The organism is Methylobacterium sp. Leaf106 (assembly GCF_001422895.1).
Taxonomy (GTDB): Bacteria; Pseudomonadota; Alphaproteobacteria; order Rhizobiales; family Beijerinckiaceae; genus Methylobacterium; species Methylobacterium bullatum.
The window spans coordinates 452558-473800 of record NZ_LMNB01000023.1; the positions used below are offsets into that span (position 1 = coordinate 452558).

Sequence of the window (21243 nt, forward strand, 5' to 3'; positions counted from 1 at the left end):
CGCGCATTCTCCCGATCTCGATGGGGTCAGGGACGGAGTTCGCGCGTGTTCGGTCGGAGCCAGGACGGAATCCTCCTTGCGTCGCGCCTGTTGCTTGCGGCGGCGCTGCTGCCGACGGGCATCGCGCGTGCGCTCAACGTGTCGGGTTTCGCGCTCGCGCTGGCCGGGGCCGGGATGCCGTCTCCCAATGCCGTCGCCACGGCGGCCGTGGTGGTTCAGGTCTTCGGGCCGCTGGCGCTCATCCTCGGTGTCCTGCCCCGCATCACCGGCTTCGCCCTGGCGGGGTTCGCGGTGGCGATGGCGGTGCTGCTGCACGGGTTCTGGGCCTATTCCGGCGCGGCGGCGATGACCGAGCGCACCCTGTTCCTCGCCGATCTCGGCCTGGCTGGCGGCTTCCTCATCTACGCTATGGCCGGTCCCGGAGCCTGTAGCTGGCAGGGCTGGCGCCGCTCGACCCGGGAGGCGCCCGCTCCCGCCCGGCCGCAATCGGCCAACGCCAATGCGAAATCGGCCAAGGGACCGAAGCGCAGCCCCGCCCGGCCGTCGAGCCGCGCGGCGGCCTAAACGCCCTTCGACGCGAGGCGCTGACCCGAGACCTCCGCGCCTGCATCCGGCTTCAGCCGCAGGAAGGCGAGGAGGGAGACGGACGAGATCAGCGCGACGGTGAGGAAGGCGGGCCAGAAATCGCCGGCCTCGATGGTCGTGCGGCCATGCTGCGCGGCGGCCGTCTCCAGGGCCAGGGCTCCGATGGAGACGCCGAGGCTGAGGGATAATTGCTGCGCGACGCTCGCGAGACTCGTCGCCGAACTCATCTCCCGCTTGTCGAGATCGGCATACGCGATGGCGTTGACGCAGGTGAATTGAAGCGACCGAACGCAGCCGCCGACGAGCAGGATGCCGATGATGATCCAATGGGGCGTCTGCGCCGTGAACAGGCCGTTCACTGCCAGGAAGCAGGAGGCCACCACGGCGTTGAACAGCATCACCCGGCGGAAGCCGTAGGCGCGCAGGATGCGCGGCCCGATGATCTTGATGAGGAGCGCGCCCGCCGCCGCGGCGAAGGTGAGAAGGCCCGATTGCAGCGGATCGAGGCCGAAGCCGATTTGCAGCATCAGGGGCAGCAGGAACGGGATCGCCCCTGTGCCGATGCGGAACAGGCTGCCGCCGGTCACCGCCGCGCGGAAGGTCGGGTACCTCAGCAGATCGAGGCGGATCACCGGATGCTCGACCCGGCGCGAATGCGCGAGATAGAGCGCGAGCAGGATCGCGCCGCCGCCGAGACACCCCCACGAGACGTAATCCGGAAGGAGATGACGTCCGAGGGAGGCGAGGCCGAGCATCAGGGTGGCGAGGCCGGCTCCCGAGAGCAGGAACCCGAGGACGTCGAGGGGCGGCCGGGACGGCTCGCGGATGTTTTCGAAATAGATCGTCGAGAGGGCGATTCCGGCCAGCCCGATCGGGATGTTGATGAAGAAGATCCAGCGCCAATCGAGATAGGTCGTGATCAGCCCACCCAGCGGCGGCCCCATGATCGGGCCGATCAGGGCCGGAATCGTCAGGTAGGCGAGGGCGCTGACGAGTTCGCTCTTCGGCACCGCCCGGAGGATGACGAGACGGCCGACCGGCACCATCATCGCCCCGCCGATGCCCTGGAACGCGCGCGCTGCGACGAAGGCGCCGAGCGAATCGGACGCGGCGCAGGCCAGCGACCCCGCCATGAACATCACGAGGGCGGCGCGGAAGATCGTGCGCGCGCCGTAGCGATCCGCCATCCAGCCACTGATCGGGATGAAGATCGCGAGGCTGACGAGATACGCGGTGAGCGCGAGCTTGAGCGCGATCGGATCCTCGCCGAGGCTTCGGGCGATGGCCGGCAGCGCGGTGGCGATCACCGTGGAATCGGTGTTCTCCATGAACAGCGCGGTGGCGACGACGAGGGGAACGATCTGGGATGGGCGCATGGGGATCGCGTAGGTAGCGCGGACGAAGCCGCCCGGTTCCGTCACGCCGTCGAGGGGGCGCAACTCGGCTCTCGAACGAACATGCACACAAATGATGGTCTCTGTGGATGACACGTGCGGTGTCGCACGTGGTGGACGACCGTGACCCACGAGCCACAGGTGCGGGCTTCAAGTCGTCAGGCCGGCATGGCCGCCTTTCGGGGGCGTCGATACGGCCTTAAGCTCAGCAACAATTCGGCTGTCTCGTATCACGTCGGTTGAGCGAGCCACCGCCGCCATTTTGCGCGAAAGATATTGAATGCCCTCGCGGTTCGAAACCTGTCGACGCTCGCCCCTCATCGGTGGGGCTCTGGGCCTGCTGCTCATGGTCGCCGGTTGCGGCACCGTCATCCTCAATGAAAGCGGGTCGCTCACCCGCTACGACCGCCTCAACGGCAGCACCGAAGTGGCCACCGGAGCGAAGCTCTACGCCGATCAGCCGACCCTCGCGGCGACGCGGACGGTCCGCATCATCCCGGCGGCGTTTCCGGAATCGATCTCCGGCCCCGGTCTCAACAGCGTCGAGCGCCGGCTGATCGCCAACGCGGCCGACCGCGCTCTCTGCTACGAGCTGTCGCTGCGCTACGACGTGGTCTCCACCAAGAAGGCCGACCTCACGATCCGGTCCGCCGTCACCCGTGTCGAACTCACCAACGTCCCGGCGGCCGGCGCGACCATCGCCACCTCGGCGGGAATCACCATCGCGTCCCAGCTCGGCGTCGGCTTCGCCACCGCTGTCGGCCGCGTGCCGATCCCGCGCATCCCGATCGGTCTCGGCAGCATCACCATCGAGGCCGAGGCCCTCGATAGCCGTCACCAGCAGCGGGCGGCGATGATCTGGGGCGGCGGCGCCAACGCCTTCACCAACCAGGCGCGCTTCTCGGCGGCCGGGGACGCCTACGATCTGGCCGGCGAATTCGGCCAGGATTTCGGCACGTTGCTCGTCACCGGGCGCGACCCGTTCAAGGAGCCGCTGGCGATTCCGAGCTGGGACCGCATCCGCGTCACCACCCTCGGCGAGGCTCCGCTCGACCCGGATTGCGAGCAGTTCGGCCGCGCGCCCGGCATCGACGGCATGGTCGGCGACTATCTCGGCCTGCCGCCGGAATGGACCGACAAGGGCCCCCGCGACACGATCAACTGAGTTTTCCATTGCGATGCCGCGATCCTGCCTTTGCGCAGGGTCCGGCCCCATGATACTGCGCCGTGCCAACGCATTCGGCGTCGACGGCTGTTACAGCCCGGCGCCTCTCACCGTTTCGGGAGTTGGCACATGGCTCGTATCACCGCGGATTCCATCATCGAGGGCCTGACCTTCGACGACGTGCTTCTCCGTCCCGCCGCATCCTCGGTGATGCCCACCGAGGTCAGCGTCGCGTCGCGACTGACCCGCACGATCCACCTCAACATGCCGATCCTGGCCTCGGCCATGGACACCGTCACCGAAGCGCCGATGGCCATCGCCATGGCCCAGAACGGCGGCATGGGCGTCATCCACCGCAATCTCGAGCCGCACGAGCAGGCCGAGCAGGTACGCCTCGTCAAGAAATACGAGTCGGGCATGGTGCTCAACCCGATCACCATCCATCCCGACGAGACCCTGGCCGACGCCTTCTCGCTGATGAAGCAAAACCGCATCTCCGGCATCCCGGTGGTGGAGCGCGGCCCCAACGGCTCGCGCGGCAAGCTCGTCGGCATCCTCACCAACCGCGACGTGCGCTTCGCCACCAACCCTTCCGAGACCGTCGCCGAGCTGATGACCCGCGACCGGCTCATCACCGTGCGCGAGGGCGTGAACCAGGAGGAGGCCAAGCGCCTGCTCCACCAGTTCCGCATCGAGAAGCTTCTCGTCGTCGACGACCATTACCGCTGCATCGGCCTCATCACGGTCAAGGACATCGAGAAGCAGGTGGCCTATCCGGGCGCGGTCAAGGACGAGCAGGGCCGCCTGCGGGTCGCTGCCGCCACCACCACGGGCGATAGCGGGTTCGAGCGGGCCGAGCGTCTCATCGATGCCGGCTGCGACGTGATCGTGGTCGACACCGCCCACGGCCACTCCATCAAGGTGCTCGATGCCGTGCGCCGGGTGAAGCAGCTCTCCAACGCCGTTCAGGTGGTGGCCGGCAACGTCGCCACCCGCGACGGGGCCCAGGCTCTGATCGATGCCGGCGCAGACGCGATCAAGGTCGGCATCGGCCCGGGCTCGATCTGCACCACCCGCATCGTGGCCGGCGTCGGCGTGCCCCAGCTCACCGCCCTGATGGAAGCGGTGGAGGCCGCCGACCGGGCCGACGTGCCGGTGATCGCCGATGGCGGCATCAAGTTCTCGGGCGATCTCGCCAAGGCCATCGCCGCCGGCGCCTCCGTGGCGATGCTAGGCTCGCTGCTGGCGGGAACCGACGAGGCGCCGGGCGAAGTGTTCCTGCACCAGGGACGCTCCTACAAGAGCTATCGCGGCATGGGCTCGGTGGGCGCCATGGCCCGCGGCTCGGCCGACCGCTACTTCCAGGCCGAGGTCAGCGACACCCACAAGCTCGTTCCCGAGGGGATCGAGGGACAGGTGCCCTACAAGGGGCCGGTGGCGGCGGTGCTGCACCAGCTCGCCGGCGGCCTGCGGGCCGCCATGGGCTATGTCGGCGCCCCGACCATCCCCGAGTTCCAGGACAAGGCGCAGTTCGTCCGCATCACCAATGCGGGCCTGCGCGAGAGCCACGTCCACGACGTGACCATCACCCGCGAGAGCCCCAACTACCCCAGCCGCGCCTGAGTCCGGTCCGATGTCCGATCCGCGCCACCTCGTGCTCTGGCCCGTGCTGGCGCAGATCGGGCTCACCTTCGGCCTCTATGTCTGGCTCTCCGCGGCGCGCCTCCTGGCGGTGCGTCGCGGAGAGGTGGAGTTCGGGTGTTTCGAGTTCGGCCGCGACGAACCCGCGCCGATCGCCCGCATCACCCGCAACCTCTCCAACCAGTTCGAACTGCCCGTCATCGTTTTCGCCTGCGTCGCCCTCCTCGCGGCCCTCGACCGGGTGACCTGGGTCGATGTCGCCGCCGCCTGGCTCTTCTTCGCCGGCCGGGTGATCCACACCGCCGTCCAGACGCTCACCGACGACGTGCCCCTCAGGGGCAGGGTCTTCGTCATCAACTTCCTCGGCTGCGCGATCCTCGTCGCGCATCTCGGCCTCGTCGCCCTCGGGCGCTGACGCCGCCGCATCGGGATCCTCCATGACCGTCCAGGCCATCCTCGCCCCCGTCTTCGCGCAAGTTCTGTTGATCTTCGTGCTGATGTTCTGGCTGGGACGGGTGCGCCTGGCCGAGATCAAGGCGGGTGCGGTGACGGCCGGCGACGTCTCGATGGGACAGCGCAACTGGCCGCCCCGTGCGCAACAGGCCGCCAACGCGTTCTCCAACCAGTTCGAGCTGCCGGTGCTGTTCTTCGCCCTGGTGCCGCTGGCGCTCTACACGAAGAAGGCCGACCTGCTCTTCGTCGTCCTCGCCTGGATCTTCGTGGCGTCTCGCGCCGTCCATGCGGGCATCTACGTCAACTCGAACCACGTCCCCTTCCGTTTTCGCGCCTATACGCTCGGGGCACTGGTGCTGCTGGCGATGTGGATCGTCTTCGCGGTGCGCATCTTTCTGGCGCCGATCGGAATTTGATCGCACGCCTGGAAAACCGCCTCCCTCGTCCGATAAAGAGGGACGCTCATCGAGATTGAGGATCGTCCCATGCGCGTGCTCGTCGTCGGCGCCGGTGCCACCGGTGGATATTTCGGGGCGCGTCTCGTGGAGGCCGGTCGGGACGTCACCTTCCTCGTGCGGCCTGCGCGAGCCGAGAAGCTCGCCGCCTCGGGGCTTCGGGTGAAGAGCCCGGCCGGCGACATCCATATCGCGGAGCCCGCGACCCTCACCGCCGCCGATCTCGCGGCGGGCAGGGGCGGACGCTTCGATCTCGTTCTCCTCAGTTGCAAGGCCTACGACCTCGACGGAGCCATCGCGGATGTGGCCCCGGCCATCGGCCCCGCGACTTTGGTGCTGCCCGTCCTCAACGGCCTGCGCCATCTCGACGCCCTCGACGCCGCCTTCGGACCGGAGAATGTCCTCGGCGGGTCCTGCGCCATCGTGGCGACGGTGCGGGGCGACGGTGAGATCCGCATGATGAGCCCGCTCCATTCCCTCACCTTTGGCGAGCGGGCAGGGGGGCGCTCGGAGCGGGTGGAGCGGATCGAGGCGCTGATGCAGGGCGTCGCGTTCCAGGCTCGCCTCAGCGAGACGATGGTTCTCGAGATGTGGGAGAAGTGGTCGTTCCTGGCGACCCTCGCCGGGGCGACCTGCCTGATGCGGGCCACCATCGGCGACATCGTCGCCGCGCCGGGCGGCCTCGCCCTCATCGAGGCGCTGATGGAGGATTGCCGCCAGATCGCCGAAGATGCCGGGTACGCCCCGCGGGAGAAGGTGATGCAGAACACGCGCACGAGTCTCACCGCGGAGGGCTCGGCCTTCACCGCCTCGATGCTGCGCGACATCGAGAACAAGGCGCGGATCGAGGCCGATCACATCATCGGCGATCTCATCGCCCGCAGCCGCGACGGGGCGCACCCGATGCTCGACCGGGCCTACACCCATCTCAAGGCCTACGAGAACCGCCGCGCCCGCGAGGCCGCCTGAGCGGCGGCCCCGGACAGGCGGCGCTCAGTAGCGCGGAGCCGGGGGTGGTGGCGGCGGATTGCCGTATTCGAGCTGCGTCTTGGCATCGTAGGGGCGCTGCGGCGGCGGCGTCAGGTCGACGGCGGGCGCGGTGGAGCAGGCGGCGACGCTGAGCAGGACGAGGCCCGCGAGAGTGAGTTGGACGATGGGGTACATGACGATTGCGAGGCTCCGGACGTTGACGCAGCGGGCTCGGGCGCAGCAAGGGCACGAGACGAGTCTGGCGCCCTGCCTGTCTGACGGCCGATCGCGCCGGAAGCTCGGCTGTATTGTGTCGGACACCCGCTCAAAGCGTGACCGTATCGCGGCGGTGGTCGTGACCGGTCTCGCTTCCCTAACCCTGAGGATTTCGTCCTGACCCCTCCCGCTCGCCTTTCCGCCGCCATCGAAATACTCGCCGACATCGCCGGTCGGCGCCGACCGGCCGCGGACGCCCTCAAGGATTGGGGCCTCGCCCACCGTTTCGCCGGCTCCGGCGACCGCGCCGCCATCGCGAGCCTCGTCTACGACGCCCTGCGCCGGCGCGCTTCTGCCGCCTGGATCATGGGGGACGAGACCCCGCGCGCCATCCTGATCGGCATGCTGCGGCTGCAGCACGGACTCGCGGCACCCACCATTGCCGAGCTGTTCTCGGGCGAGCGCTTCGCGCCCGATCCCCTGACCGATGCCGAGCGCACGGCCATCGCCGAGGGCTCGCTCGCCGATGCACCGCCCCACGTGGCCGGCGATGTCCCGGACTGGATCCTGCCCTCCCTCGGCCACCTGTTCGGCGATACCCTGCTCGAGGAGTTGCGCGCGCTCGCCCGCCGCGCGCCCCTCGACATCCGCATCAACACCCTCAAGCGCGACCGCGAGACGGCTCTGACCGGGCTCGCGCATCTGGCGCCGGTGGTGACGCCCCATGCGCCGAACGGCCTGCGCATTCCCATCGGCGAGGACGGTCGCGGTCCCGCCTTGCATGTGGAGCCGGAATTCCTCGACGGCTGGTACGAGATCCAGGACGAGGGCTCCCAGATCGCCGGCGCCCTGACCGGCGCGCGCGCCGGCGAGACCGTGGTCGATCTCTGCGCGGGCGGCGGCGGCAAGACCCTCGCCCTCGCGGCCATGATGCGGAACGAGGGACGGCTCATCGCCACCGACGACGATCCGCGCCGGCTCGCGCCCATCCACGACCGGCTGCGCCGCTCCGGTGCCGAGGCCGAGATCCGCACCCCGCGCGGCGGACGCGCACGGGCCGACGTGCTCGGTGACCTCGACGGCACCGTGGACCGGGTGGTGGTCGACGCGCCCTGCACCGGCTCGGGGACGTGGCGGCGCAATCCCGACGCCAAATGGCGCCTGCGCCCCGGCTCCCTCAGCGCCCGCGTCACGGACCAGGCCGAGGTGCTCGACCGGGCCGCCCGCCTGGTGCGGCCGGGAGGGCGGATCACCTACATCACCTGTTCCCTGCTGCGGGAGGAGAACGACGCGGCCATCGACGGCATCCTCGCACGGGCGAATGGCGGGCTGACGGTCCTGCCGGCCGAGACGGTCGCCGCCGACCATGCGCCGGGCCTCGCAGGGGTGGTGCGGTTCACCGAGCACGGCCTGCAGATGAGCCCGGCGCTCACCGGCACGGACGGCTTCTACGTCGCCACGCTGGAACGACGCGGCTGATGCGCCTCGACCGCCGGACATTGGTCGCCGCAGCCGCGGCGATGCTGTCCGGCGGTGCGCAGGCCCGCGCGGAGACGGTTCCGGCTCCGGGCACGAATCTCGACGTGATCGACCTGTGGCCCGGCCTGCCCCCCGGCAGTGGCGGCCCCATCGCGGCGGATGGGCGGTTCGACGAGAGCCGCGACGGGGTGATCAGCAACGTGGCGCGGCCCTGCCTTCTCGTCATGCGCGCGCCCAAACCCAACGGGGCGGCCCTGGTCGTCGCGGCGGGCGGGGGCTATCGCCGCATCGACATCGGCAACGAGGGCATCCCGGTGGCGCGCTGGCTCGCCACCGTGGGCATCACCGCCTTCGTGCTGATCTACCGCCTCCCCGGCGAGGGCTGGGCGGCCGGTGCCGACGCGCCGCTCCAGGACGTGCAGCGGGCGCTCCGCCTCGTCCGGTCGGGGGCCGTGACCTACGGCATCGACCCCGAGCGGGTCGGCGTGCTCGGCTTCTCCGCCGGCGGCCACCTGATGGGAGAGGCGGCCATGCGCGCCTCGGCGGAGACCTATGCCGGGCTCGACGCCAGCGACGCGCTCTCGGCCCGGCCCGAACTCGCGGGGCTGATCTACCCCGTCATCACCCTGCTTCCGCCCTTCGACCGGACCTCCACGAGGCGCATCCTCGCAGGCGACCCGCCCGATCCGGTGAAGGCCTCGGCCTATTCGGTGGAGACGCATGTGCGCGAGAAGGCGCCGCCCACCTTCCTCGCCCAGGCCGCCGACGACCCCATCGCCGTGGTGGACAACAGCCTGCTCATGTATGCCGCCCTGCGCGGCGCCTTGGTGCCGACGGAACTGCACCTGTTCGAGCGCGGAGGCCATGGTTTCGGCCTCGGCGTGCCGGGCTCCCCGGCGGCGGCGTGGTCGGGCCTGTTCCTCACCTGGATGCGGCGGCGCGGGTTCCTCCGGGCGTGAAAGCCGAAGGAATGGCTCCGAGGGGCGAGCCATTCCAGCCGGGCCGTCCCGACACCGAGTCGACGGCCGGAAGGCCGATGCTCAGAAGCAGCGGCGCGTACGCACCATGGTCACCCGCCCATACGGACCCCGACGCTTCGTCACGACCGTCCGGCAGCGGGGGCCCCTGACGACGGTGCGCGAGACGACCCGCACCTGCTCGATCGCGGTGGTGGGCGCCGGCGGGGTCGTGCCGACCAGCGGCAGAGCCGAGGCCGAGCCGATGCCGGCGAGGGTAAGGGCTGCCAGTCCGAAGAGGGTTGCTCTCATCACGCGAGGCTCCTGTCTGTTCGAGGGACGGGAGGAGTTGCGCGGGTTGGATGAATCCGAGGTTAACGGTCCTGCCCGGAGCCCTCCGCCGGGCAGGGCCACGCTCAACGCATGTGGGCGGCGCGCGCTCTGCGGAACCTGCGCGTTGCACGGCGGCAGGGCCTCGTCTAACTCCGATCCATGAATACCGACCACGATAAGATCCTCATCGTCGATTTCGGCTCCCAGGTGACCCAGCTCATCGCGCGGCGGGTGCGCGAGGAGGGGGTCTATTGCGAGATCGTCCCCTTCACCAAGGCGGCGGAGGCCTTCGCCGAATCGAAGCCCAAGGGCGTGATCCTGTCCGGCGGCCCCGAATCGGTGACGAGCGACGCCTCGCCCCGAACGCCCCAGGTGGTGTTCGATTCGGGCGTGCCGGTCTTCGGCATCTGCTACGGCCAGCAGACCATGGCGGCGCAGCTCGGCGGCGAGGTCGAGGGCGGACACCATGCCGAGTTCGGCCGCGCCGAGATCGAGATCATTTCGGACTGTCCCCTGTTCAAGGGCGTCTGGCATGTGGGCGAGCATTATCCGGTCTGGATGAGCCACGGCGACCGGGTGACCAAGCTCCCCGACGGGTTCACCACCGTCGCCCTGTCGAAGAACGCGCCCTTCGCGGCGGTGGCCGACGAGTCGCGCAACTACTACGCGGTCCAGTTCCACCCGGAGGTGGCGCACACCCCGCACGGCGCCCTGCTGATCCGCAACTTCGTGCGCGACATCGCCGGCTGCACCGGCGACTGGACCATGGGCGCCTATCGCGAGGAGGCCATCGCCAAGATCCGCGCCCAGGTGGGCAAGGAGCGGGTGATCTGCGGCTTGTCGGGCGGCGTCGATTCCTCGGTGGCGGCGGTGCTGATCCACGAGGCCATCGGCGACCAGCTGACCTGCGTCTTCGTCGATCACGGCCTGCTCCGCATGGGTGAGGCCGACGAGGTCGTGCGGCTGTTCCGCGACCATTACAACATCCCCCTCGTCCATGTGCAGGCGCAGGAGCTGTTCCTCGGTGAGCTCGAAGGCGTCAGCGACCCGGAGATCAAGCGCAAGACCATCGGCCGCCTGTTCATCGACGTGTTCGACGAGGAGGCCAAGAAGATCGGCGGCGCGGCCTTCCTGGCGCAGGGGACGCTCTACCCGGACGTGATCGAGAGCGTCTCCTTCACCGGCGGCCCCTCGGTGACGATCAAGAGCCACCACAATGTCGGCGGCCTGCCCGAGCGCATGAACATGCAGCTCGTGGAGCCCCTGCGCGAGCTGTTCAAGGACGAGGTCCGGGTGCTCGGCAAGGAGCTCGGCCTGCCCGAGGCCTTCGTCGGCCGCCACCCCTTCCCCGGCCCCGGCCTCGCCATCCGCTGCCCCGGCACCATCACCGCCGAAAAGCTCGAGGCGCTGCGGAAAGCCGATGCAATCTATCTCGACGAGATCCGCAAGGCCGGTCTCTACGACACGATCTGGCAGGCCTTCGCGGTGATCCTCCCGGTGAAGACGGTGGGCGTGATGGGCGACGGCCGCACCTACGACCACGTCTGTGCGCTCCGCGCGGTCACCTCGGTCGACGGCATGACGGCGGATTTCTACCCCTTCGACATGGCCTTCCTCGGCCGCGTCGCCACCCGCATCATCAACGAGGTCAAGGGCATCAACCGGGTCACCTACGACATCACCTCGAAGCCGCCCGGCACCATCGAGTGGGAGTGATGTCAGTCTCCACCGACATTGCGCCGGATCGTTCCACAAGCCGCTTGACGACGTTGCTGATGATGTTGGTGTCCAAGAGATAGCGCGTCACAGGTCGACCTTACGTCCCTCTTCACGGGGGCGGGAAAGATCTAGTTCCGCATTCACCGGCGGAGAGCGCCGTAAGGCGGCGAGGATACGTCGAGTCTTGGCCGGAGCGCGAGCGATCGACTGGCTGACGGTCGCGCGAAGCTTCGAGGCCTCGGACGTGTCCTCGGACTGACGTCTGGGAAGCGACCGGATGAGGTCGCGATCTGCGTCCCGGCCAAGCACTTTGAAACGCGCGAGGCCGCGCTCGCCAAGGCGCGAGCGATATTTCCGGATGGCGCGTTTCTGCGAGCTTTCCATCATCGGCTCCGGATATCTCCAGTAAAATATCTGGAGCGAGAGCGGGCAGCAAGGTCGCGTGGTCGGCTAAGGGGGCGGTCGGGGTCCATCGGACATCCGTCCGACTCGACGCCGGGTGTAGGCGTGGCATCTCTCGCCCCTTGAAGGCCCCGCCTTCCCGCGAACCCGTCGACGGTGGCCCGGACCGTCGGCGCCGTCATCGTGCCGGAGTGGATGATGAACGCAGTGAAGCTCGTCTGGATTCTGTTGGCGCTCACCTGTGCGGCCAGCGAAAGCAGGGCCGAGCCGCTCGCGGGTCCATCGGCTCCCGGGGGCGGGACCATACCGGGCGCCGCGGCACTCGACGACATTCCCGTCTCGACCGTGGCCCTCGGCGGCTTTCCCTATTTCACGCTGCCCACGGGCTACCAGCCCGTGAACCCGCCCGAGACGCGCGATTTCGGGCATTTCCCGTTCTGGACGGGCACCGCGCTCCACGACGTCGACGGCAAGGTGTTCCTGTCCCTCATCGGCGCCAAGGACGGTAAGACCTACTCGTCCTATGAGTTGAAGAAGAACATCGAGGCCGTGCTGACCCAGGCCGGTGCTCGAAAGCTCACCGACAGCCAGATGCCCGCGTCAGTGACCGATACCCTGCCGGAGGAGGTCAAGATGGGCATGTATGAAGGCCTCGGTAACGTCTACTCCGAACGGACGCAGACATGGGTGATCCGCCGCCCGGACCGGCAGATCTGGGTGCATTTCGTCCCCGGCAGCAGCAACGCGAGCTGGACCATCCTCGAGACGAAGCCGTTCGCCCAGACCGCCTCCCTGCTGCCCGCCGAGCAGCTGAAGCAGGACATCGACAAGACCGGGCGGGCGGTGATCCATGTCAACTTCGCCACCGACAAGACCGAGATCCTGCCGGACTCCGCGGCTCAGATCGAAGCGGTGACGAGCCTGCTGAATTCGAATCCCGGTCTCAAATTGGCGATCAACGGCTACACCGACGAGACCGGCTCCGCCGGGCACAACCAGTCGCTCTCCGATGGCCGTGCCAGGGCGGTGATGGCCAGGCTCATCGCGTCGGGCGTCGCGAAGGATCGGCTGAGAGCCAAGGGCTTCGGGGCCGCCAGCCCGGTCGCCTCCAATGGTAGCGAGGAGGGCAGGGCGAAGAACCGGCGCGTGGAACTGGTGAAGTTCTGACGCGGAGACGTGGGGTGCCGCCGGCCCGGGAGGTCGTCTCCACCGGTACGGTCTTCGGTGACGAAGTCCGCCTTACGGCGGATAGGGGCCGGCCGTGATGACGATCCGCTCCCGGCTCATGGCCAGACCTTGATCGCCAGGGGGCGGCGGACGAGGTCGCGGTCCGAGGTCACCTGGCAGCCCTCCCGGCGCAGCGTCACGTAGGTGAGGAGGGCGGTGTCGCCCACATCGTCGAAGTTGCGGCCGGTCGCCTGCGGATCGAGGATCGACGGATAGGCGATGAGGTCGCCTTTGGCCGCGCAGGGATCGTCGTAGAGTGTGGCGCCGGCGAGGAGCAGGCGCGGCTGATCCCAGGTCAGGAGATCCCGCGAGGTCGTCCAGTAGAAGCCGGATTGCGGAACCTTGGCGCCGGCCCCTGCCATGAACACGGCGATCCAGGCCCCCGTGCCGCGGTGGCGCACCACCGCGCCCACGGGCAGGCCGAACGGCTCCAGCGGCTTGCACGGTTCGGTGAGCAGGGTCGGCTTGGTGTAGGGGTCGGGGAAGGCGGCGGTGAAGCCGAGCCCGGTCCAAGCGCGCCAGCGCGTCGGGTCGGAGGGCGTGTCGGTGCGGAACAGGCAGGCCCCGGCGGATTGCTCGCCGCCGCCGGACGACCAGCCCGTGGTGGCGATCAGCACGTAGCGCCAGCGCCCGTCCGCGACGATGTTCGACGGATTGAAGAAGCCCCGCTGCCGGCCCTGGCCCACCTCCTGGCGGAACGGCGCCCCGGCCACCACCACGGGGGGCCTGGCGCGGGAAAAGCTGCGGCCGCCATCGCCGGAGGAGGCGGCGACGATCGTGTTGTACCAGCACTCGATATAGACCTTCGAGCGGCAGCGGCCCTCGTGCTCGTTGGCCTGATACTCGTGGTGGAGGAGGGCCGAGACCGCCTTGCCGTCCTCGGTCCATGTGGCCGTGATCCAGGAGCGGTCGTCATAAGCCGCCGGATCGGCCTTCTCGCCGGAGTCGAGCACCACGGCGCAGTCGAGCTTCAACTGGTCGAGGCTTGGACCGCGCAGGGCCCGGTTGCGGTAATGCATTCCGAACAGGGCGACGCTGCCCGATGCGTCGCGGAAGGCACGGGCGGAGGCGTCCGGCACATCCGCCCCGTCGCAGGCATCGCGCCCGGCCCTGAAGATCGTCGTCGGCGGACCGACGAGGGTGAGGGCGGACAGCGGCGGTTCGGATCGCGCCGCGACGGCGTGCGGGAGCAGGACGAGCAGGAGGAGAGCGAGGAGCCGCGTCATCGGGTGAGCCTGGACATCGGCCCGAGTTTGGGTTTTGAACAATTACAGTCTGCTTCACCCGGCCTGGCGCGGCTTCCGCGATCCACAGGCGCGATTCGAAGGCGTTCCATGCTCATCCTCATCCTCGGCCTCGTGCTGTTCCTCGGCACGCATGCCTTCTCCATGTTGAGGACGAAGCGCGCGGGCGTCATCGACGAGTTGGGGGAGAGCCGGTTCAAGCTCGGTTATACCGTTCTGTCGATCGTCGGCATCGTGCTCATCGCCTACGGGTTCGGGCAATACCGCGCGAGCGGCTATATCGAGGTGTGGAGCCCGCCGACATGGACACGCCATCTCGCGCTGCTATTGACACTCCTCGCCTTCATCGCCCTGGCCTCCGCCTACCTGCCCGGCCATATCCGGGCGCGGGCCAAGCACCCGATGCTGCTGGCGGTGAAGATCTGGGCGACGGCCCATCTCCTCGCCAATGGCGACCTCGGCTCGATCCTGCTGTTCGGCAGCTTCCTCGCCTGGGCGGTGATCGCCCGGATCAGCGCCAAGCGCCGCGCCCTGTCGGCCGGTGCGGTGGCCGCCCAGCACGGCGCCGTCGCGGCTCCGGCCGGCTGGCGCAACGACGCCATCGCGGTAGTGGTCGGCTTCGTCGTCTGGTTCGTCTTCGCCAAATACCTGCATCAATGGGTGATCGGCGTCTCGGCTTGGCCTGTCCCGGCCTGAAGCAGGCTGCATGGCCAGTCGCCAAGCCGGCCTGGCTGTGCTAGGCGCCGGGCTTGGTTTTCCTCAAGGCCGTCGATCGTATCGCGGTCGGCGTGAGACGACATGGCCGAGAACAACGAGTTTATCCGCGAGGTCAACGAAGACTATCGCCGCGATCAGGTCGCTCAGATCTGGAAGCGCTACAGCGGTCTCATCGTCGCCGTGGCGATTCTCGTCGTGGCCGGCGTCGGCGGCTATCGCTACTGGCAGCACGACCAGCGGGTCCGCGCGGAAGCCGCGTCCGAGAAGTTCGAGGCCGCCAATCGCCTCGCCAAGGACGGCAAGGGCGCCGAGGCCGACAAGGCCTTCGAGGCGCTGGAGGCCGAGGCTCCCGGCGGCTACCGGATGCTGGCCCGCTTCCGCTCCGCCACCGAGACCGCCAAGCGCGACGCCACCGCGGGTGCTGCCGAGTACGATGCGCTGGCAGCCGACACCAAGCTCGACGATGGCCTGCGCGACCTCGCCCGCCTGCGCGCCGCCCTGATCCGCCTCGATCAGCCGAACCCCGATCCGGCCCTCGCCAGCCTCCAGGGGCTCGCCGCCCCGGCCGGCGCGTTCCGCCACACCGCCCGCGAAATGCTCGGCCTCGTGGCGCTGAAGCGCGGCGAATACGATGCCGCCGGGCGCTGGTTCGACCAGATCATCTCCGATCCTCAGACGCCGGCCAATCTTCGCCAGCGCATCGAGGTCTATGCCGCCCTCGTGGCCGGCGGCCCGGTCACCGTGACTTCGGCCCCTGCGCCTGAGCCGGCCGCACCCCCGCCCGTGACGCGCTGAGCCGGTTCCGGCACGCCGCCTGCACGACGAATTTTCTCCGTACGACGACTGAATCGAGACCACCATGGACATGCCGACCGTCGCTATCGTCGGACGGCCGAATGTCGGCAAGTCGACCCTCTTCAACCGGCTGGTGGGCAAGAAGCTCGCCCTCGTGGACGATCGCCCCGGCGTGACCCGCGACCGGCGCGAGGGCGATGTCAACTTCGGCGGATTGGTGTTTCGCGTCATCGACACGGCGGGGCTCGAACAGGCCGATGCCGATTCGCTGCTCGGCCGCATGCGCGCGCAGACCGAGGCCGCGATCCTCGAAGCCGACGTCGTGCTGTTCGTCATCGATGCCCGCGCCGGCATCCTGCCGGCCGACCAGCCCTTCGCCGAACTGGTGCGACGCGCCGGCTGCCCGGTGGTGCTCGTCGCCAACAAGGCCGAGGGCGGCACCGGCCTGTCCGGCGCCTACGAGGCGTTCTCTCTCGGGCTCGGCGATCCGATCCCGTTCTCGGCCGAACATGGCGAGGGCATCGGCGAGCTGCATGACGCGCTCACCGAGGCTCTGCCCAAGCTCGACGACGAGGACGAGGAATACGACGACGACCCGTCGAACCGCTCGCTCAAGGTCGCCATCGTCGGCCGCCCGAATGCCGGCAAGTCGACCCTGATCAACCGGATGCTCGGCGAAGAGCGCCTGCTCGTCGGCCCCGAGGCCGGCATCACCCGCGATTCGATCTCCCTCGACTGGGAATGGCGCGGCCGCCGGATCAAGCTCCACGACACCGCCGGCATGCGCCGCAAGGCCCGCATCGACGACAAGCTCGAGAAGCTCGCGGTGTCCGACGGCCTGCGGGCCGTGCGCTTCGCCGAGGTGGTGGTGGTGCTCCTCGATGCGACGATCCCGTTCGAGAAGCAGGACCTGACCATCGTCGATCTCATCGAGAGCGAGGGCCGCGCTCTGGTCATCGGCCTCAACAAGTGGGACCTCGTGGCCGACCAGCCGGGTTTGCTGAAGAAACTGCGCGAGGATTGCACCCGCCTGCTGCCGCAGGTGCGCGGCGTCTCCGTGGTGCCCCTCTCGGGCCTCGCGGGCGACGGCATCGACACGCTGATGAAGGCCGTCACCGAGACCTTCGAGGTCTGGAACAAGCGCATCTCCACCTCGAAGATCAACGACTGGCTCAACGAGGCGACCCAGCGCAACCCGCCGCCGGCGGTGGCGAGCCGCCGGATCAAGATCCGCTACGCCACCCAGGTGAAGAGCCGCCCGCCGCACTTCGCCCTGTTCGGCAACCAGCTCGACGGGCTGCCGAAATCCTACACCCGCTACCTCGTCAACAACCTGCGCGAGGCCTTCGACCTCCCCGGCGTTCCGATCCGGCTCTCGCTACGCACCTCGAAGAACCCATTCGACAAGGAGAACAAGGGCTGAGCCTCACGACCCGCAGGTCGTTTCACTCAGCCAATCGACCACGTCGTCCAGCCCCTGCCGATTGGTGCGGCCCGTCTCTCGGGCGGCTTCGAACACCGCGATCTGGCGGTCGGCGCTGGTGCCCTCGCGAACGATGGTGCGTGCCCGTTCCACCTCTTCGCCGCAGCCGAGCGCGTCGGCATCCGCGTCAATGAGGGCCAGCATCGCGTCGAGGGCGTCGGCGAAGGGGAGGGCGTCTTCGCTGGCCTCGTCGATGATCTCGGCCTCCGTGCCGCTGCGTTGGGCGCGCCACAGGTTCTCTTCAGCCAAAGCGCGGGAAACGCCGTCGAGATCGGCGTTGAGGTCGGGCCGGCGCACGACACAGCGCACGAGGCAGCGGAAGAGTGCCGCCACCGTGAGCGCGTCCTCCAGCCGTGTGCAGGAATCCGCCACCCGCAATTCGAGGGTCGGGAACTTGATCGACGGGCGCAGGGACCACCACAGGAAGCTCGCATCCTGGATCGAGCCGGCTCGCGTCATGATACGGACGTAGCGCTCATAGGCGTCGGGGTCCGAGAAGAGCTGCGGCAGTCCGGTGCGCGGCAGCTCGCCGAAAGCGCTGAGACGGTAGGCGGTGAGGCCCGTCGGCTCGCCCTGCCAGAAGGGGGACGAGGCCGAGAGCGCAAATAGCAGCGGTTGGAACGGCAGCAGCCGGTTCATCAGGTCCACCCGCCCCTGCGGGTCGGGCACCTCCACATGCACATGCATGCCGCAGATCAGGCTGCGCCGTCCCGCCATTCCCACATCCCGCAGGATGCCGCGATAGCGCTCGCCCTTCGTCGGCAATTGCCGCGCCCAATCGGACACCGGATGGGTGCCGGCGGCAAAGAGCAGAAGCTCGTGGTCTTTCGCCAGACGGCCGAGGGCGTCGCGCTGACGTCCCAGTATCTCACGCGCCTCGCTGAACTCCGTGGAGGGCGGGGTGCAGACCTCCACCTGACACTGAAGCATCTCGCGCCCGATTTCGGGCAGACGCTCGCTCGCCTCCGTATGGAACGGCTTCACCGACCGCCGCGGCGTCCCTCGCGTCTCGGCATCGGCCAGGAAATATTCCTCCTCGATGCCGAAACGGTAGCTGTGCGCGGTCATGGAGGTTTCCTGCGGTGGATTAGCATCAACTCGCAGGAGGCGTCGTCGTTGCCGTCAGGTCCGCAGCGCCCCGCCCACCAACCACGCCGGGTCGAACCAGCGGTCCGCCTCGCCGTCATAGGGCAGGCGGGTGATGTCCCAGTTCTGGATGTACTTGGCGTAGACGTTCCAGACCGTGATGCCGCCGCCGACGAAGATGCGCCGGCCCGGATAGCGCTTGAGCACCTCTTCCGGATCCTCGTGGCTGCGGATGACGTCGATGGTGCGGTCCTTGAAGGCGAAGTCCGGCACCGAGGCCACGGTCTTCGGCCCGGCGATCAGCACGTGCCCCATGGTCAGCGCGAAGAAGCGCGTCACGTCCTCGACGAAGAGCGGATCGGTGTTGCCCTCCCAGGGCAGCTGCCCGTTGAGGCCCAACTGGCCGCGCAGGCCGATGGCGCAGATGCAGCGAACGTCGATCATGATGGAAACCTCGATGAAGGCGGGTCACTCCCTCCACCGACCTCATCCTGAGGTGCCGCGAAGCGGCCTCGAAGGAGGGCTCCAGATCGCGCTGCGGGTGCTGGAGCCCTCCTTCGAGGCCTGCGCTTCGCTTCGGCGCCTCAGGATGAGGTGGCGGGTGGGGTTGTGAGGGGCAGGGAAGCTAAGCCGCCATCTGCGGCGTCAGCACGCGGTCGCTGGGGAAATCGTAGATCTTGCCCGATTGATCCCAATCCGGGCTCGCGAGCCGCACGAAATGCGGAGCGAGGTCGCCGGGAGTCTTGAGTGTGGTCTCGTCTTCGCCCGGCATCGCCGCCTTGCGCATGGAGGTGCGCAGAGGGCCGGGGTTGAGGAGCATGGCCTTGATGGCCGTCGTCTCGGTCTCCGCCGCATAGGTCCGCACCAGGGCATCGAGGGCCGCCTTCGAGACCGAATACGGTCCCCAATAGGCCTTGCATTTCTGCGACGCGCCGGAGGTGACGAAGATGGCGCGGCCCGCATCCGACATCCGCAGCAGCGGGTCCATCGAGCGCAGCAGGCGCCAGTTGGCGGTGACGTTGATGTCCATCACCTGCGACCAGGTCTTGGGCGTCACGTGGCCGAGGGGCGTGAGATTGCCGAGGATGCCGGCATTGCCCACGACCACGTCGAGCTTCCGCCAGCGCTCGTGGATGCTGTGACCCAGCCGGTCGATCGCGTCGAAATCGGTGAGGTCGAGGGGCACGAGCGTCGCGCTCGATCCCGCCTGTCGGATCGCGTCGTCCAGCTCTTCCAGCGCCCCTTGCGTCCTGGCGACGGCGACGATGTGCGCGCCGGCCTCGGCGAGGGCCAGGGCCGCCGCCCTGCCGATGCCGCGCGAGCAGCCGGTGACGAGGGCGATGCGGCCGTCGAGGGGCTTCGTCATGGGTCGGATCAATCCGCTTCGGCGAGCATCGCGAGACGCTTCGGCCCGGCGATGGCGAGGTCGGTCAGGCCGGTCGGGTAGTCGCCCGTGAAGCAGTGATCGGTGTATTGCGGGCAGGATTCGTTGCGGCTCTCCTCGCCCATGGCCTTGTACAGGCCCTCGATGGACAGGAAGGCCAGGGAATCCGCGCCGATATAGCGGCGCATGCCTTCGAGATCATGAGTGGCGGCCAGCAGCTTCTCGCGCTCGGGCGTGTCGATCCCGTAGAAATCCGGATAGGTGATCGGCGGCGAGGCGATGCGGAAATGCACCTCCTTCGCGCCGGCCTCGCGCATCATCCGCACGATTTTCACCGAGGTGGTTCCGCGCACGAGGCTGTCGTCCACGAGGACGATGCGCTTGCCCTCCACCACGGCGCGGTTGGCCGAATGCTTCATCCGCACGCCGAGCTCACGCACCGACTGGGTCGGCTGGATGAAGGTGCGCCCGACATAGTGGTTGCGGATGATGCCCATCTCGAAGGGCAGGCCGGTCTCCTGCGCGAAGCCGAGCGCCGCCGGCACGCCGGAATCCGGCACCGGGATCACCACGTCGGCGGCGGTGGCGGATTCGCGGGCGAGTTCGTGGCCGATATTCTTGCGGACGGAATAGACGCTCTTGCCGTTCACCACGGAATCCGGCCGGGCGAAGTAGATGTATTCGAAGATACAGGGGCGCATGGGCTGCGCCGGCGCGAACCGGATCGATTCGATGCCCTCCTCCGAGATGACGACGATCTCGCCGTTCTCCACGTCGCGGATGAACTTCGCGCCGATGATGTCCAGTGCACAGGTCTCGGAGGCGAGGATGTAGCGACCGTCGAGTTCGCCGATGACCAGGGGGCGGATGCCGAGGGGATCGCGAGCGCCGATGAGCTTCTTGTTGGTGAGCGCCACGATGGCGTAGGCGCCCTGGACCTGGCGCAGTGCCTCGGTGAAGCGCTCGACGATGAGCGGCGCGCGGCTGCGGGCAGCGAGGTGCAGGATCACTTCCGTGTCGGAGGTCGACTGCGTGATCGCGCCGTCGCGGACGAGGTCGCGGCGGATGGAGAGGGCGTTGGTGAGGTTGCCGTTATGGGCCACCGCGAGGCCGCCGCTGGCGAGTTCGGCGAAGAGCGGCTGGACGTTGCGGAGGATCGTGCCGCCCGTCGTCGAGTAGCGCACATGGCCGATGGCGGCCGAGCCTTCGAGATGCTCGATGGTGGAGCGGTCGGAGAACGAATCGCCCACGAGGCCGGGCCGGCGCTCGGAATGGAAGATGTGCCCGTCGAAGGAGACGATGCCCGCCGCCTCCTGGCCCCGGTGCTGGAGGGCATGGAGCCCGAGGGCCACGATGGCCGAGGCGTCCGGATGGCCGAAAATGCCGAAGACGCCGCACTCCTCGCGCAGCGTGTCCCCGTCCCGGTCCAGCCCATCCACCACGTCGACCGAATGGCGGGCGCTCGCGCTGCGTGCTGACATCTGGTTCTGCGATCCTAAGGTGGCCCGCCGCTGCCGAGTTCGGCACCGTCCACGGACCG

Annotated in this window: 22 protein-coding genes; 13 read left to right on the forward strand and 9 right to left on the reverse strand. The window is 68.7% G+C overall.

What is annotated here, in order from left to right:
* The first annotated feature begins 45 nt into the window (after nt 1-45).
* On the forward strand, nt 46-564 hold the full coding sequence (locus ASF34_RS13855; RefSeq protein WP_018045080.1) for a DoxX family protein: 519 nt from the start codon (nt 46-48) through the stop codon (nt 562-564).
* On the opposite strand, the gene ASF34_RS13860 is transcribed toward ASF34_RS13855, so the two are convergent.
* Entirely contained in the window at nt 561-1961 is a 1401-nt protein-coding gene (locus tag ASF34_RS13860; protein ID WP_056162091.1) for a DHA2 family efflux MFS transporter permease subunit, read from the reverse strand. The two genes, ASF34_RS13855 and ASF34_RS13860, sit on opposite strands and share 4 nt — an antisense overlap.
* Before the next feature lie 298 nt (nt 1962-2259).
* Here ASF34_RS13860 and ASF34_RS13865 point away from each other — a divergent pair, with 298 nt between their 5' ends.
* The 5 genes from ASF34_RS13865 to panE all read left to right on the forward strand — a co-directional run bounded on the left by ASF34_RS13865 (nt 2260) and on the right by panE (nt 6662).
* Entirely contained in the window at nt 2260-3144 is an 885-nt protein-coding gene (locus ASF34_RS13865) for a DUF3313 domain-containing protein (RefSeq protein WP_056161714.1), read from the forward strand.
* 129 nt (nt 3145-3273) lie between these two features.
* A complete protein-coding gene (gene guaB / locus ASF34_RS13870; RefSeq protein WP_018045077.1) occupies nt 3274-4767 on the forward strand; it encodes an IMP dehydrogenase in 1494 nt (497 codons plus the stop codon).
* 10 nt (nt 4768-4777) lie between these two features.
* On the forward strand, nt 4778-5200 hold the full coding sequence (locus tag ASF34_RS13875) for an MAPEG family protein (RefSeq protein WP_018045076.1): 423 nt from the start codon (nt 4778-4780) through the stop codon (nt 5198-5200).
* A gap of 22 nt (nt 5201-5222) precedes the next feature.
* Entirely contained in the window at nt 5223-5654 is a 432-nt protein-coding gene (locus tag ASF34_RS13880; RefSeq protein ID WP_056161716.1) for an MAPEG family protein, read from the forward strand.
* A gap of 69 nt (nt 5655-5723) precedes the next feature.
* Nucleotides 5724-6662, forward strand: coding sequence for a 2-dehydropantoate 2-reductase (gene panE / locus ASF34_RS13885; RefSeq protein WP_056161718.1), 939 nt, complete (start codon nt 5724-5726; stop codon nt 6660-6662).
* Between the two features lie 24 nt (nt 6663-6686).
* On the opposite strand, the gene ASF34_RS23150 is transcribed toward panE, so the two are convergent.
* Nucleotides 6687-6857, reverse strand: a complete 171-nt coding sequence (locus tag ASF34_RS23150; protein ID WP_018045073.1) for a hypothetical protein — start codon at nt 6855-6857, stop codon at nt 6687-6689.
* A 198-nt stretch (nt 6858-7055) separates the two neighbouring features.
* Here ASF34_RS23150 and ASF34_RS13895 point away from each other — a divergent pair, with 198 nt between their 5' ends.
* Together ASF34_RS13895 and ASF34_RS13900 are read left to right on the forward strand one after the other, a co-directional pair.
* A complete protein-coding gene (locus ASF34_RS13895; protein WP_082494172.1) occupies nt 7056-8357 on the forward strand; it encodes an RsmB/NOP family class I SAM-dependent RNA methyltransferase in 1302 nt (433 codons plus the stop codon).
* Nucleotides 8357-9316 carry an alpha/beta hydrolase gene (locus tag ASF34_RS13900; RefSeq protein ID WP_056161724.1) on the forward strand — a complete coding sequence of 320 codons (960 nt, stop codon included), beginning with the start codon at nt 8357-8359 and terminating at the stop codon, nt 9314-9316. The genes ASF34_RS13895 and ASF34_RS13900 overlap by 1 nt, the downstream gene beginning before the upstream one ends.
* 81 nt (nt 9317-9397) lie before the next feature.
* Here ASF34_RS13900 and ASF34_RS13905 read toward each other — a convergent pair whose 3' ends face one another.
* The gene (locus tag ASF34_RS13905; protein ID WP_056161726.1) at nt 9398-9625 is read right to left on the reverse strand and encodes a hypothetical protein; all 228 of its coding nucleotides are present in this window, start codon (nt 9623-9625) and stop codon (nt 9398-9400) included.
* A gap of 180 nt (nt 9626-9805) precedes the next feature.
* Between ASF34_RS13905 and guaA the strand changes: the two genes are divergently transcribed.
* Nucleotides 9806-11362 (forward strand): glutamine-hydrolyzing GMP synthase, encoded by a 1557-nt coding sequence (gene guaA / locus ASF34_RS13910; RefSeq protein ID WP_056140468.1) that lies wholly within the window; start codon nt 9806-9808, stop codon nt 11360-11362.
* Between the two features lie 87 nt (nt 11363-11449).
* Here the strand turns inward: guaA and ASF34_RS13915 are convergent, their stop codons facing one another.
* Nucleotides 11450-11749 (reverse strand): hypothetical protein, encoded by a 300-nt coding sequence (locus ASF34_RS13915; RefSeq protein ID WP_026176153.1) that lies wholly within the window; start codon nt 11747-11749, stop codon nt 11450-11452.
* 174 nt (nt 11750-11923) lie between these two features.
* Between ASF34_RS13915 and ASF34_RS13920 the strand changes: the two genes are divergently transcribed.
* Complete coding sequence (locus tag ASF34_RS13920) at nt 11924-12934, forward strand: OmpA family protein (protein WP_018045066.1); 1011 nt, start codon at nt 11924-11926, stop codon at nt 12932-12934.
* Nucleotides 12935-13050: 116 nt separating this feature from the next.
* Here ASF34_RS13920 and ASF34_RS13925 read toward each other — a convergent pair whose 3' ends face one another.
* The gene (locus ASF34_RS13925) at nt 13051-14220 is read right to left on the reverse strand and encodes a hypothetical protein (protein WP_056161728.1); all 1170 of its coding nucleotides are present in this window, start codon (nt 14218-14220) and stop codon (nt 13051-13053) included.
* Between the two features lie 108 nt (nt 14221-14328).
* Here ASF34_RS13925 and ASF34_RS13930 point away from each other — a divergent pair, with 108 nt between their 5' ends.
* The 3 genes from ASF34_RS13930 to der all read left to right on the forward strand — a co-directional run bounded on the left by ASF34_RS13930 (nt 14329) and on the right by der (nt 17173).
* Entirely contained in the window at nt 14329-14934 is a 606-nt protein-coding gene (locus ASF34_RS13930; RefSeq protein ID WP_056161731.1) for an NnrU family protein, read from the forward strand.
* A 102-nt stretch (nt 14935-15036) separates the two neighbouring features.
* Nucleotides 15037-15750, forward strand: a complete 714-nt coding sequence (locus ASF34_RS13935) for a tetratricopeptide repeat protein (RefSeq protein ID WP_056161734.1) — start codon at nt 15037-15039, stop codon at nt 15748-15750.
* A 64-nt stretch (nt 15751-15814) separates the two neighbouring features.
* Nucleotides 15815-17173, forward strand: coding sequence for a ribosome biogenesis GTPase Der (gene der / locus ASF34_RS13940; RefSeq protein ID WP_018045062.1), 1359 nt, complete (start codon nt 15815-15817; stop codon nt 17171-17173).
* Nucleotides 17174-17176: 3 nt separating this feature from the next.
* On the opposite strand, the gene ASF34_RS13945 is transcribed toward der, so the two are convergent.
* The 4 genes from ASF34_RS13945 to purF all read right to left on the reverse strand — a co-directional run bounded on the left by ASF34_RS13945 (nt 17177) and on the right by purF (nt 21184).
* On the reverse strand, nt 17177-18301 hold the full coding sequence (locus tag ASF34_RS13945; protein WP_056161737.1) for a carboxylate-amine ligase: 1125 nt from the start codon (nt 18299-18301) through the stop codon (nt 17177-17179).
* Nucleotides 18302-18355: 54 nt separating this feature from the next.
* Nucleotides 18356-18763 carry a dihydrofolate reductase gene (locus ASF34_RS13950; protein WP_018045060.1) on the reverse strand — a complete coding sequence of 136 codons (408 nt, stop codon included), beginning with the start codon at nt 18761-18763 and terminating at the stop codon, nt 18356-18358.
* A gap of 181 nt (nt 18764-18944) precedes the next feature.
* Entirely contained in the window at nt 18945-19685 is a 741-nt protein-coding gene (locus ASF34_RS13955; RefSeq protein WP_056161739.1) for an SDR family NAD(P)-dependent oxidoreductase, read from the reverse strand.
* Nucleotides 19686-19693: 8 nt separating this feature from the next.
* Nucleotides 19694-21184, reverse strand: coding sequence for an amidophosphoribosyltransferase (gene purF / locus ASF34_RS13960; protein WP_018045057.1), 1491 nt, complete (start codon nt 21182-21184; stop codon nt 19694-19696).
* Between the last annotated feature and the right edge of the window lie 59 nt (nt 21185-21243).